Origin of the sequence: Pantoea dispersa, from assembly GCF_019890955.1 — a bacterium.
Taxonomy (GTDB): domain Bacteria; phylum Pseudomonadota; class Gammaproteobacteria; order Enterobacterales; family Enterobacteriaceae; genus Pantoea; species Pantoea dispersa.
Genome location: NZ_CP082346.1, coordinates 662,381 through 675,175, shown reverse-complemented (window position 1 = coordinate 675,175; position 12,795 = coordinate 662,381). Strand labels below are relative to the sequence as shown.

13 protein-coding genes and 3 tRNA genes are annotated in these 12,795 nt (G+C 57.7%); 7 read left to right on the top strand and 9 right to left on the bottom strand.

The features are described 5' to 3' along the window. Positions 1-5 precede the first annotated feature (5 nt). From K7H94_RS03190 to K7H94_RS03175, 4 genes are all read right to left on the bottom strand, one after another. On the bottom strand, positions 6-602 hold the full coding sequence (locus K7H94_RS03190) for an SH3 domain-containing protein (RefSeq protein WP_031279568.1): 597 nt from the start codon (positions 600-602) through the stop codon (positions 6-8). Positions 603-1,467: 865 nt separating this feature from the next. Continuing rightward, positions 1,468-2,148, bottom strand: a complete 681-nt coding sequence (yjjG, locus tag K7H94_RS03185) for a pyrimidine 5'-nucleotidase (RefSeq protein ID WP_021506777.1) — start codon at positions 2,146-2,148, stop codon at positions 1,468-1,470. 20 nt (positions 2,149-2,168) lie between these two features. Then, positions 2,169-2,609 carry a ribosomal protein S18-alanine N-acetyltransferase gene (gene rimI, locus K7H94_RS03180; RefSeq protein ID WP_222951632.1) on the bottom strand — a complete coding sequence of 147 codons (441 nt, stop codon included), beginning with the start codon at positions 2,607-2,609 and terminating at the stop codon, positions 2,169-2,171. After that, positions 2,581-2,991, bottom strand: coding sequence for a DNA polymerase III subunit psi (locus tag K7H94_RS03175; protein ID WP_222951631.1), 411 nt, complete (start codon positions 2,989-2,991; stop codon positions 2,581-2,583). Before K7H94_RS03175 ends, rimI begins: the two co-directional genes overlap by 29 nt. A 106-nt stretch (positions 2,992-3,097) precedes the next feature. Here K7H94_RS03175 and rsmC point away from each other — a divergent pair, with 106 nt between their 5' ends. From rsmC to K7H94_RS03155, 4 genes are all read left to right on the top strand, one after another. Then, positions 3,098-4,129: a 16S rRNA (guanine(1207)-N(2))-methyltransferase RsmC gene (rsmC, locus tag K7H94_RS03170; RefSeq protein WP_222951630.1), complete on the top strand. Its 1,032-nt coding sequence runs from the start codon at positions 3,098-3,100 to the stop codon at positions 4,127-4,129. Positions 4,130-4,273: 144 nt separating this feature from the next. Beyond that, positions 4,274-4,360 (top strand) — tRNA-Leu (locus tag K7H94_RS03165). 31 nt (positions 4,361-4,391) lie between these two features. Then, positions 4,392-4,478: transfer RNA gene (locus K7H94_RS03160), tRNA-Leu, on the top strand. A 28-nt stretch (positions 4,479-4,506) separates the two neighbouring features. Then, positions 4,507-4,593 (top strand) — tRNA-Leu (locus K7H94_RS03155). 89 nt (positions 4,594-4,682) lie between these two features. Here K7H94_RS03155 and K7H94_RS03150 read toward each other — a convergent pair. Next, on the bottom strand, positions 4,683-4,967 hold the full coding sequence (locus K7H94_RS03150) for a DUF1435 domain-containing protein (protein WP_222951629.1): 285 nt from the start codon (positions 4,965-4,967) through the stop codon (positions 4,683-4,685). Positions 4,968-5,196: 229 nt separating this feature from the next. Between K7H94_RS03150 and K7H94_RS03145 the strand changes: the two genes are divergently transcribed. The 3 genes from K7H94_RS03145 (at position 5,197) to K7H94_RS03135 (ending at position 7,793) form a co-directional block, all read left to right on the top strand. Beyond that, the gene (locus K7H94_RS03145) at positions 5,197-6,291 is read left to right on the top strand and encodes a GGDEF domain-containing protein (RefSeq protein ID WP_021506772.1); all 1,095 of its coding nucleotides are present in this window, start codon (positions 5,197-5,199) and stop codon (positions 6,289-6,291) included. 147 nt (positions 6,292-6,438) lie between these two features. Continuing rightward, entirely contained in the window at positions 6,439-7,233 is a 795-nt protein-coding gene (gene fhuF / locus K7H94_RS03140) for a siderophore-iron reductase FhuF (RefSeq protein ID WP_222951628.1), read from the top strand. A 95-nt stretch (positions 7,234-7,328) separates the two neighbouring features. Next, complete coding sequence (locus tag K7H94_RS03135; RefSeq protein ID WP_058757173.1) at positions 7,329-7,793, top strand: YbaK/EbsC family protein; 465 nt, start codon at positions 7,329-7,331, stop codon at positions 7,791-7,793. On the opposite strand, the gene K7H94_RS03130 is transcribed toward K7H94_RS03135, so the two are convergent. The 4 genes from K7H94_RS03130 to K7H94_RS03115 form a co-directional block, all read right to left on the bottom strand. Further along, positions 7,790-9,010, bottom strand: a complete 1,221-nt coding sequence (locus tag K7H94_RS03130) for an MFS transporter (protein WP_021506769.1) — start codon at positions 9,008-9,010, stop codon at positions 7,790-7,792. The two genes, K7H94_RS03135 and K7H94_RS03130, sit on opposite strands and share 4 nt — an antisense overlap. 229 nt (positions 9,011-9,239) lie before the next feature. Further along, the gene (locus K7H94_RS03125) at positions 9,240-10,223 is read right to left on the bottom strand and encodes a nucleoside hydrolase (RefSeq protein ID WP_021506768.1); all 984 of its coding nucleotides are present in this window, start codon (positions 10,221-10,223) and stop codon (positions 9,240-9,242) included. Between the two features lie 12 nt (positions 10,224-10,235). Then, entirely contained in the window at positions 10,236-11,258 is a 1,023-nt protein-coding gene (locus tag K7H94_RS03120) for a LacI family DNA-binding transcriptional regulator (RefSeq protein ID WP_058771438.1), read from the bottom strand. Positions 11,259-11,333: 75 nt separating this feature from the next. Next, a complete protein-coding gene (locus K7H94_RS03115; RefSeq protein ID WP_058771437.1) occupies positions 11,334-12,722 on the bottom strand; it encodes an MFS transporter in 1,389 nt (462 codons plus the stop codon). Between the last annotated feature and the right edge of the window lie 73 nt (positions 12,723-12,795).

The following is a 12,795-nucleotide window of genomic DNA, read 5'->3' as shown; positions in this document are numbered from 1 at the left end:
CCGCGTTAGTTGATGATCCAGGTGCCGCTGTTGCTGTTCTGGCACGCTTTGCTGTCGCCATCCACCGCGACGCAGGTCTTTTTCTTGCTGCTGGCGCGGGCGCGACGCTTCGGCTGATCCGCTTTGATGGTCTGCTCATACAGCGCGCTTTTCACCACCGCGCGGAACGGGACATAACCGATCAGCTGCACCGCAGGCTGAGCCGCCGGCTGCTGCGCTTTTTTGTCATCGGCCGGTGCAGTCTCAGGCTGCGCTTCGTCTGCGGCCTGCGCCGACTCGCCAAGTGCCAGCCAGTTATTTTCAACCTGGCCAATCACGGTGTAGGTTTCACCGCTTTTCAGCGTATCCACCACTTTGCCGCCGAAGCTGGGGCGGGTCATGATCGAAGCCGGATAGAGCGCGCGATAAGCTTCGTTCACCGGACTGAACTGTGCCGGCGGCTGGACGGCATAACGGTGCGACAGCGTGACGCCGTCAACGGTGCTGCTGACAATCGTGTCGTCTGTCATCTTTGGCGGTGCTTTACAGCCAGCCACTGCGAAAACAAACATCAGGCCCAACGCCATACGGAGATTCACCATTTTCTTCATGTTTAGTTCCATTAACGCCTAAAAAGTGGCCAGAGGCCGGTTAAGAGCAAAATGAACCGTGCGCACGGCGGGAGCCGGCGTCGATTCAGTACCAGTTAAAAAGTTGACCCTTTAATGGGTGTGGCTAATGCATCGCGCCAGCGAGGCAAAAATTGATCAGTCTGAATTAAGTATTAAAAATGCAACATTAGTGACAGGGATGATGTCGGAAGAATTCTGATCGTTTCACAAACGATCAGCAACATGATCAATTTTTGCTAAGCGAAGGGGTTGGCCACAGCCAAACCTCGGTTTCTCTTATGCCATCCCTGGGTTAAAAACTATCACGTTCAATGAATCTGGTTAATCGGTAACGATTAAGAGGATAACAGCAACAACTTACGGCATTCGCTGGCAGTAGTGCTATTTATTGAGATATATCAACAACATATAAAAGACTGGAAACATCATAGCTACCGCACGAGCCAGGTAAAACCTGCCCGTGAGCATGCAATCACAATCCATTTGTTAATGTCTGACGGAAGTTTACAGAAGCCTGACAAAATTTCAACGCGCCGCTAGCAGAGGAAATTAGTTCAGTAAAGGTTAACAAATATTTTTAATGCAAATTTGCGTCACTTTTGCCCGCAAACCTAAGACTATTCTTAGCAATACATTAAAACTGTGAAAGATTGTAAATGAAAGATGAAATTTTGCTCGCGCGATCATTAAAAATTGTCATAAAAAAAATGGCGCTGAGCGACACGCATTTTGTCTGCACGCGATAAAATCCAGGCAGGCGGTAAAAAAGGGGTGATAAAGGCAAACTGACAGTGAAAAAAACCAGCCAGGCGAACCAGACTGGTTTAATTCGCTAAAATAGCGGGTGTCGGGATTGTTAAGCAGTCAGAATAGATTGCAGCTCAGGCAAGGTTTTCACCTGCCAGGTGGGCGTGATGTGCGCCGGCAGCGGACGCGTGCCGTGATCGATCCAGCAGGTTTTCACGCCGGCATTCATACCACCAAGAATATCCGATTCCGGCGTGTCGCCGACCATTAATACCCGGCGGCGATCGGGATTGCCCAGCAGCTGCAGCGTATGGTCAAAAATCGCCGCGTCCGGCTTGGGTACGCCCACCTGTTCGGAGATCACCAGCGCGTCAAAGTAGTCACGGAAACCGGTGCGTTCAAGGCGCGCCTGCTGCAGCGCCGTAAAACCGTTGGTGATGATGGCGATTTTTACCTTGCCCTTGAGCGTATCCAGCAGGCGGGCTGCGCCATCCAGCGGCAGGCAGATCTCGGCCATCGCATTAAGAAAGTCGCTGTTAAGCACTTCCGGCGCCACGCGCAGTTTTTCGCCCCACAGCGTGAAGCGGCGCGTCTGAAGCTGTAACGCTGAAATGGTGCCGTTCTGGTAATCGACCCACAGCGGTTTGTTGACGGCCTGATAATCAGCGTAATCCTGATCGCTGAAGTGCACGTCGTAGCTGGCAAACATGCGCTGCAGGCCGGCGAAGGCGTCGAAGTGGAAAAGTGTGTCATCCGCATCGAACAGGATGCAGTCCCAGTCGTTTAACATAGTGCCCCTTTTGAATAACGTCAGAGCGTGAGCGCCATGATGATGGCATCCTCGCGCCCGCTGGCGGTGGGATAGTAGTTTGGCCGCACGCTGACCTGATGAAAATCCAGCTGCTGATACAGCGCAATGGCGGGCTGATTGGAGGCGCGTACCTCCAGCCACAGCGTCATCACCGCACGCTGCTCCAGTTCGGCAATCAGCTGCTGTAGCAGCTGACGCGCATAGCCGCGGCGCTGGAACGCGGGATCGACCGCGATGTTGAACAACGACGCTTCATCCAGCACCACCTGGGTGATGGCGAAGCCGGCCAGCTGGCCGTCCGCGTGCAGGCAAAGATTGACGTAACGTTCACCCTGATTGCTGGCAAAGGTCTGCTCGCTCCACGGAAACGCATGCGCGCGGCGCTCGATCTCCAGCAGCCGCGGCTGTATATCAGGGGTGATGAAAGAGATAGCTGTCATGGTTACACATCTGTTGCCACAGCGCGCGTTTGGCCGCGCCGCTGCTGATTAATTCATTGAAAACGGCGCTGGTGAACGTGATGCCGTTAAAAGGATGATCGCTGGTCACACCCAGCAGCCAGCCAGCACAGTCGACCTGCTCCGGCAGCATCGGCAGCTGTTCTGGCGTCAGCGTCATTACCTGCCCCGGCTGAATGCTCAGCGTCCGCAGTACGTCACGCACCAGCGGCTCCTGCAGATCCGGCGCCTGCTCAGCGACCAGCACCAGCCGCGTGTCCGGCGTTAGCGTGACGGCAATTTCACCTTGCAGCACGCGCGGACGTCGCAGCTGATACTGCGTAATCCCCATTTGCTGTAGAAGCCAGTCGCGCCTTGTGCTCATGCTGTTACCTGTAATCCTGCCAGAATGCGACGCTATGCTAGCAAACCCATCGAACATGCGCCAACAAAGCACTATAATCGCCGCTCTGATTTAACAGGAGCGTTCCATGTCTGCTTTTACCCCGGCCAGCGAAGTGATTCTGCGCCACAGTGATGAATTTACCGCCCGCCACGTACTGTTCGCCGGCGACCTGCAGGATGACCTGCCCGCCCAGCTGGAGACCGCGTCGAGCCGCGTGCACACTCAGCAGTACCATCACTGGCAGAACCTCAGCCGTCGCCTCGGTGAACAGGCAGTGTATGGGCTGGTGGCCGGTGCGGCCGACGTAGCCGGTTGCGACACGCTGGTCTATTTCTGGCCGAAGAACAAACCGGAAGCGCAGTTCCAGCTGCAAAACCTGCTGTCGCTGCTGCCGCTGGGCTGCGATATTTTTGTCGTCGGTGAAAACCGCAGCGGCGTGCGCAGCGCCGAAGGCATGCTGGAGAGCTGGGCCACGCTGGAGAAAATCGACAGCGCGCGCCGCTGCGGGCTGTATCACGGTCAGCTGACGCAGCAGGCCAGCTTTGACGCCAGCGCGTTCGGCAATCGCTATCAGCTGGACGATCTCACCATTCATACCCTGCCGGGCGTGTTCAGCCGCGACGGGCTGGATATCGGCAGCGATCTGCTGCTTTCCACGCTGACGCCGCACACCAAAGGCAAAGTGCTGGATATCGGCTGTGGCAGTGGCGTATTAGCCGCCGCGCTGGCGCAGCATTCGCCGAAAGTCCGGCTGTGGCTGTGCGATGTGCACGCCGCCGCCATCGAGGCGAGTAAAGCCACGCTGGCCGCTAACGGTCTGGAAGGCGAAGTGTTTGCCAGTAACGTGTTCTCGGACGTCAGCGGCCGTTTTGATCTGATCATCTCTAACCCGCCGTTCCATGACGGTCTGCAAACCAGCCTTGATGCCGCCCACACGCTGATTCGCGGTGCGGTGAAGCATCTCAACAGCGGCGGCGAGCTGCGCATCGTGGCCAACGCCTTCCTGCCTTATCCGCAGGTGCTGGATGAAACCTTCGGTAACCATGAAGTGCTGGCGCAGACTGGCCGCTTTAAAGTGTATCGCGCCGTATATGGCCGTGGCGCGAAAGCGCGCTAAGCGTAGTAAAATCCGCGATGCGACGGGGAAAACGTTGCTTTTTGCAGCAGTCGTTTCACCGTCGCAAAATATGTGTTGACGCAATGAGTAAAATCTCTAAAATGCGCCTCCGTGGTTAGCAATACTGTAATGTATTGCAGGTAAGCGAAGGTGGCGGAATTGGTAGACGCGCTAGCTTCAGGTGTTAGTGTCCTTACGGACGTGAGGGTTCAAGTCCCTCTCTTCGCACCAATAATCACAAAGTTTATATCGCGTGCACTGCGCGAAGGTGGCGGAATTGGTAGACGCGCTAGCTTCAGGTGTTAGTGTTCTTACGGACGTGAGGGTTCAAGTCCCTCTCTTCGCACCATGCGGTGATATAAACAGACAACTACGATGCGAAGGTGGCGGAATTGGTAGACGCGCTAGCTTCAGGTGTTAGTGTTCTTACGGACGTGAGGGTTCAAGTCCCTCTCTTCGCACCAACGTTGTCACACTTCTTCTGCAGTACATCCCCATTGATTGTTACCGCTGCTATCACGCTTTTGCGTGATATTGTCGTTTCTGCTCGCCGTTAAATGACGTGAAAATTCACCGAGATAGCCGCCAGACCGCCCGCCAGCGCCAGGCAGGAAGGCAGCAGCAGATAATGACGCAGACGATGGTGGTACAGCATCACCACGGTGAGCAGCAGCGCGACAATCATCACTAAGCGCCACTGGCTGAAACTCGGCTCCCACAGTGCAAATACCGGCATGGCCGCGCAGGGCAGCAACACGCCCCAGCCGCTATCCAGACGTTTTCCCATCACCCAGCTTACGCCCCACAAGCCGCAGGCGGCCATCATCGCCATGATCATCGCGCAACCCTTCAAATGATAAATATTCCCATTATCATATGACAATATTTCTCATCTTGCAGCGAATTTTTTGCCCTGCCCGCGCCGGATGACAGAATTACTGGAAAATGATAGATTGCCGCCGATAACTATTTTGATAACACAGCAAAAACGTGCTCACTATCCGCGTTGTGGGATTATTTCCTGCGGGTAGCGCTTTGATATTTCAGGGCTGTCGCGAGTAATAATAATGAAATTACAATCTTATGATGAGTTGAAACACAGCAAGTATCGGCTGTCGCTGATGCTATTTTTGTTTTTGAATGTCGCCGTTTCGCTTTTTTGTCTGCTGCCGTTTTTCGGCACGGATAATCCCATCAATTCGCTGCCGGTAACACTGGTGGCGGGCTTTAGCACCACGCTGCTGGCGCTATGTTTAATCGCGCCAAATCTAAAATTCCCGTTATTAAATCCTGTCGCATTGCTATTAGGCGCGCTGTGGGCCTGGCATATCAATCATCGTTACCATCTGGTGTTTTATTTTGACGGTAGCTTTTTAATAATCAGTCTGCTGAGCGTATTTTTTATCAGCGCGATTGCCCTGAGTGATTATTTGCTTGCGTTCTGTTTACATATTACGCCACCGGTATTAACTGTACTGTTACTGGACGATGGTCAGCATTTAATGACCATTCTGTTCACCATTACGCTGCCGCTGATCGGCTTCTCGCTGCACCACTTGATGCGCCGCCGCTTCGACACCTTCACTCTGCGGCTGGTGCGCCAGCTGTATGAGGAGAAGCAAAGTTTCAGCGATTTGAGCATGCTTGATCCGCTCACCGGCCTGTATAACCGGCGCGGGCTGAAGAACCGACTGGATACCATCATGGAAAATCATGCCGGCAGCCACTTTGTGCTGCTGCTGGATATTGATCACTTTAAGGCCTACAACGATAACTACGGTCATGCCATGGGCGATCAGGCGCTGGCGCGGGTGTCGGTTGCGATTCGCGATGCGGTGCGCTCGCGCGATGTGGTGACGCGCTACGGCGGCGAAGAGTTTCTGGTGCTGATGACCAATGTTAACGCCTCGATTGCGATGAAGCTGGCCGAACGCATCCGTCAGTACGTAGTCGATCTGGAAATTCCCCACCGCTTCAATGATAAAGTCTCGACCCACGTGACCATCAGCGCCGGTATCGCGCCGATTTTCGCAGAAGACTTCGACCAGGCGGTGGCCAACGCCGACCGCGCGCTGTACGTGGCGAAGAATCAGGGACGTAACACCATTCTGGCGTGGGAGGATTTACCGAAGCTGGCGCCGGTAAGCAGCGATCTGGTGTAAGCGGTGCGGTGACAACGCCGCACCCTCTCCGGGGGATTTCACGCAAAATGCGCGGTGGCCAGGCAGTGAGCGCTGCTGGCATCTTGCTCAGTGAATCGGGAACGATTATCATTTGTTTTTCGCTTCCCGTTTTCACTCAGGAGCCGCATGGCCATCATCACGCGTCAGGATCATCGCTTTAGCGCGCATCCGCTGATCTTTATGCAGAGCGATCGCAGCTTAGCCAGCGCGCTGGAAGATCTGATGTGCGACCAGCGCAGCTACATGCGGGAAAACGTGAAGCTGGGCCAGCCGGCCCCCGCAGGCACCCTGACGCTGGCCGAATGGTCCACGCCGTTTCACTATCGCCGCCTGACGCAGCGTTACAGCGACTATCTCTATCGCCACCATCCTGATGTTCCGCAGGAAGCCAAACCGCTGCAGTCGCTGTGGGCCCAGTGGTATTTTGGCCTGCTGCTGCCGCCATTAATGCTGGCGCTGCTGCAGGAGCCGCGTGCGCTCGACTGCTCGCCGCAGCGTATCCACGTTGAGTTCCACGAAAACGGCCATCCGTGTGCCTTCTGGATTGATGTGCAGGAGGATGAGGATGCGCGCTATCTCACTCCGCAGCAGCGTATCGAACGCCTGATTCAACATAGCCTGATCCCCGCCGTTAACGGCATGGCGCAGCACGGTGACATCAACGCGCGGCTGATCTGGAATAACTTAGGCTTCTCGTTTTACTGGTTCCTTGGCGAACTGCAGCAGCAGCTGCCTGCGGCTACCCGGCATCAACTCGAACAGGCGCTGTTTTTCAGCAAATCCCTGTCCGACGGCAGTGATAATCCGCTGTATCGCACCATGATCCCGCGTAACGGCGCGATGGAGCGGCGCAGCTGCTGCCAGCGCTATCGCATTCCGGACGTCGAACGCTGCGGTAACTGCACGTTAAATGCCGTGTAAGCGCGGCGTATTCTGTTACAGATTCTCCGTTTCTCCCGTTTACAGCTTTCCCGCCTTATGGCAGCTTTTACGCTCTGTTTTTACCGGAGAAAAAAATGAGCCTGGAGTCGGTACGGCACTTCTTTGCCGAACACGCACCGGATATCGACATCATCGAGATGCCGGAAAGCACTGCCACCGTAGAACTGGCCGCACGCGTACATGGCGTGACGCCGGGGCAAATCGCCAAAACCCTGTCGCTGAAAGTGAAAGAGAGCGTGGTGCTGATTGTCACGCGCGGTGACGCCCGGCTGGATAACCGCAAGCTGAAGGCGGCGCTCGGGGCAAAAGCGCGCATGCTGAGCGTGGATGAAGTGGTGAACTGGACCGGCCATCCGGTCGGCGGCGTGTGCCCGTTCGGGCTGGAAAATCCGCTGACCGTCTATTGCGATGTGTCGCTGCGCAGTTTCGATGAAGTGTTACCTGCGGCCGGTTCGATTCACAGCGCGGTGCGCATTTCGCCGCAGCGCATGGCTGAACTCACGGCGGCGAAATGGATTGACGTCTGCGAGGCGCGTTAACGCGTCTCTTTCGCCACCGCCCCGGATATTTCGATGCCGCGCGTCTCGCGGCCAAACGCCACGAACACGCAAATCAGCACCGCCACCGTGCCGGCGACAATCGCCATGCCCAGTCCGTAGTTACCGCCATGGGCTTCGGCAATGCGGGACTGCAGCGTGGCGTTGACCGAAGCAATTAAATTCCCCAGCTGGTAAACGAAGCCCGGCAGTACCGCACGCGCATTGGCCGGCACCAGCTCGGTCAGGTAGGTCGGCACCACGCCCCATGCGCCCTGCACCATAAACTGCATCAGGAACGCGCCGATACCAATCGCCCAGGAACCGCTGGAGAACGCCCACAGCGGCAGCACCGGCAGCGCCAGAAACGACGCCAGCATGATGGCTTTTTTACGCCCGATACGCTCGGACAGCGAGCCGAACGTAATGCCGCCGAGCATCGCCGCGATGTTATAGCCGATGGCGATAATGCTCACCGTGTGGGCGTCAAACTGGTGCTGCACTTTCAGGAACGTCGGGTAGAGATCCTGCGTGCCGTGGCTGAAGAAGTTAAAACAGGCCATCAGCAGCACCATGTAAATACAAATTTTCCAGTGCTGGCGGATGATGGGCAGCAACGCGTGATTCTCTTTACGCTCGCGTGCCGCCAGCCATACCGGCGATTCCGGCACTTTAAAATAGATAAACGGCAGCAGCAGAATCGGCAACGCGCCAATCAGGAACATGCCGCGCCAGCCCACCTGTTCGAAGAACAGGCCAAACACTATCGACGCCAGCAGATAGCCGCACGGATAACCAGCCTGGAAGATGCCGGACATCAGGCCGCGCGAACGGTCGGGAATGGTTTCCATCGCCAGCGAAGAGGCCACGCCCCAGATGCCGCCCATCGCCACGCCGTAAATTACGCGGAAGGTCAGGAAGGCAGCAAAGTTGGGTGACCATGCCGACAGCAACTCAAACAGCGAAAACAGCACGATGTTGAGCATCAGGATCGGCCGGCGGCCATATTTTTCCGCCAGCCGGCCAAAGATCAATGCGCCTACCGGCCGTACGGCCAGCGTCAGCATAATGGCAATGGAAACATCGGAGACGCTGGTGTTGAAGTAGCGCGCAAGATCGCTGAGCACAAACACCAGAATAAAGAAGTCGAACGCATCCAGCGTCCAGCTGGCGAAACTGGCGAAAGCCACGTTGCGCTGGGTCGCAGTCCAGTTAAACATAAGGGTATCCTGTCTGATTGCTTCCGGCTCGCGGCCAGATTTTTATTGGAACGTTATCCAGCGAATGGTTGCACTGGTTATTATTGTGTTAACCATTTGTATATAGCATGTCAGAAAGGCGCCGCGCGGCGGGGAATTGTCAGCGAGTGATTCGCGATGTAAGGAAGCGTGTCGGCAGGAAAGCGGCGCACGGTACTCCGGCCGGGAGACCGCGCGCCGCGGCAAAATCTCAGCGTTTCAATCCGTTGAACGTCTGCTCAATCACTTCCAGCAGCAGCGGATTGTTTACGTTCTGCATCACATGCACCAGTGCGCCCGCGTCCGCCGGCACGCCGACATCCAACCGCAGCGGCGTGCGATAGCGCCAGGTCTTGCCGCGCGTGGCACCGGGACGCAGCTCAATATCGACGTGATAATCCACGCCGTCCGCCACGCGCTGGTTGAGCAGCCAGGCAATGACCAGCGCATCGTGGATCCAGCAGCCCGGCAGATGGCGGGTGCGGATGGAGTAATCAATCCACGGTCGCAGCGTTTCGCGCACAAACTGCGGCAGTGGATGATCGCAGGCGGTCAGGCGCGTGAGATCCTGATGAGTCAGCAGCGTCTGCGTGGTGGCATCCATTGGCACCAGCGTGATGGTGGCGCCGCTGTGCAGCACCTGATGCGCCGCTTCCGGATCGAGGCCAAAATTGGTGTCTTTGATGTAGTCATCCAGCGCGAATACGCCGCCCATGATGACGATCTCCGCTACGGAATCCGCCATCTGCGGATAGCGCTGCAGCGCCTGCGCCACGTTGGTCAGCGGGCCGATCGCCACCAGCGTAAACTCGCCGGGATTGTCACAAATCAGCTGGCCCATCACGCCCGCCGCATCGTTGCCGTCCGCTGCCACCGTCTGTGGCTGACGCACGCCGCGCCACAGTTCGCCCAGCGCCGGGTCGGCGACGTTATCCAGCCGCGCGCGCCACGGCGCCGGATCTTCGCGCAGCGCCTGCAGCGCGCCCTGCACTACCGGAATGTTCAGTCCGAGCCGCTGCAGCAGATCTTTAGCCACCCGCGCTCCCACCGCGCTCGGCGTGTTGCCGCTCACGGTGGTGATCAGCTCAACGGCCAGCGCGCGTGACGCCAGCGCTAAGGCCAGTGCCAGCCCGTCATCGGTGTTAGCGCCAGCAATACCATTCCCCGGATCACAATCAATAATTAGTCTTTTCATAATGTTATATATTTATTTTTGTTGAGATAGCTGGCAGCCACAGGACTCACCGATCTCCAGATGGTGAGGAAATTCGGCCAGCTGCGCCTCGCCATGACCGTTTTTCAGCATGGCGATGGCGCTGCGTGCCATTTCGCGTAGCGGCTGGCGCACGGTGGTGAGCGTGGGCACATGAAAGGCCGACTGCTCGGTACCGTTGAAACACACCAGCGCGACATCGTGCGGCACGCGCAGACCGTGTTCGGACAGCGCGCGGATACAGCCAATCGCCTGCCCTTCGTTACTGGTAAACAGCGCGCGCGGCACCCGGCCGCTGGCAATCATGCGTTGCCCGGCGTCGTAACCGCCCTGGCGTGAATAGCCGGCCGGAAAAATCAGCGCTTCATCTACCGTCAGCCCGTGCTGCGCCATGGCGTCGCGCCAGCCCTGAATACGATCCTGCGCGTTAAGCATCTCGCGCGGACCGCTGATCATGCCGACCTGCTGATAGCCGTGGCTGAGCAGATGCGCCGTGACCTGGCGCGCCGCTTCACGTTCGTTCACGCACAGCATGCTGACGCCGGGGCGCGGTTCGATGCGGTCCAGCATCACCAGCGGCGTTCCGCTCGCCTGGATGACATCAATATAGGGATGGCGATCGACGCTGGTGTAAAACAGGCCATCAACCTGACGATTCAGCAAACCCTGGATCAGCTCCAGCTCGCGCTGGCGATCGTCGCCGGCATCGCCCAGCAGCATTACGTGGCCGTGGTTCAGCGACTCCTGCAGCAGCACGTGCGCCATTGAGGCGACAAACGGGTTTGCGATATTCGGCACGATCAGGCCAAAGGTTTTGGTACTGCCGGAGGCCAGCGCGCGCGCCACCGCATTCGGGCGATAGCCGGTTTGCTGGATGGCGGCCAGCACGCGCTGACGCGTGGCTTCGGCCACCGGACGCGGTCCGTTGTTGATCACATAGCTGACCACCGCCACCGAGGTTCCGGCGGCTTTGGCGACGTCACTGCGTGTCACATTTCCGGTTGGGGATTTCGCCAATATTGCCTCTGCGTTAATGCCGCTGGCCGGGAGTACCGGCCAGCGTAATCAAAGAATGTTGCACGATCCTGCGCGTCAGATAGCATCCTCCGGCAGATTCAGATCGCGTCCGCGCGTTTCCGGTGCCACGAAGGTGGTGAGGAAACCGATGGTCGCCATGGCCGAGAAGTACACGGCAATCGGCCACCAGTGGCCGGTAAACGACAGCAGCGCCGCCGCCACCAGCGGTGCGGTGCCTCCTGAAAGGATAGACCCCAGCTCTTTGGCAACCGCCATTTTGGTGTAACGGTGTTTAACGCCAAACATCTCCACGCCCCACGCCGCCTGCACGCCAAAGATGCCCAGCGACGCCAGCGCCATGCCCACTACAATCACCGGAATCACGATGGCCGGCTCGCGGCTGTCCATCAGGCTAAAGGCGGGCCAGGCGTAAACCATCAGTAACAGGCAGAAGCCGCGATAGGTGATGCGTCGGCCAAAGCGGTCCGACAGCCAGCCGGCAAACGGGATGATCAGGAAACCGAGCAGCGAGGCGATGAACACCGCGGTGGTCGGCACCGATTTGTCCAGCATCAGCACTTTGGCGACGTAGCCGACGATAAAGCCCTGTGCCAGATAGGACGGGCCGTTCTCACCGATGCGCAGGCCTACCATGGTCCAGAAGGCGCGGCTGCGCTGCCAGAAGCTACGGCTGTCGGGTTGCGTCGCGCTTTGCGCCAGCGTTTCATGGCGTTGCGCCTGCAGTTCCGCCTGCTGACGCTCAAACACCGGCGTTTCACGCAGATGACGGCGAATCCACAGCGCGACCGCAGCAATCAACACACTGCTGAGGAACGGAATACGCCAGCCCCAGTCGAGCAGCGTGGCTTTATCCATCTGAATCACCGCCAGCCACACCAGCGATGCAATCAGCGTGCCGCTGTTGGAACCAAGCGCAATCACCGACGACACCAGGCCACGGCGCTCAACCGGCGCGTATTCACCCAGCATCACCGTGCCGCCCGAGAGCTCTGCGCCGGCGCCCAGCCCCTGCGTGAAACGCAGCAGCACCAGGCAGGCCGGCGCCCACAGGCCAATCGTTGCATAGGAAGGAATCAGGCCGATCAGCGTGGTTGAAGCACCCATCAGAATGATGGTGCTGATCATCACGACCTTGCGGCCCTTGCGATCGCCAATCCAGCCAAACAGCAGCGCCCCGATCGGGCGTGCAATAAAGCCGACCGACCAGGTGGCAAAGCTGGAGAGCAGCGCCATTGCCGGGGTGGCTTCGGGGAAGAATACATCGCCAAAAATGATGCCGGCAGCAAGGCCATACAGGGCGAAATCCGCGTATTCCATCGCGGTGCCCAGCCAGCAGGAGAAGGTGGCGCGCCAGAAATCTTTGCGCCCGGTGGTGGTTTCCAGCCGCGCATCGGCGGCGGAAGCGGGTGAACCTTGTTGCGTAACGGAGTGATGTACCGTCATAACCATTTCCCTGAAAGAGGTGAAAACAGTAAACGCCCATCCGTGGGTCGGTTCCCTGGCAACAAGCGGAACT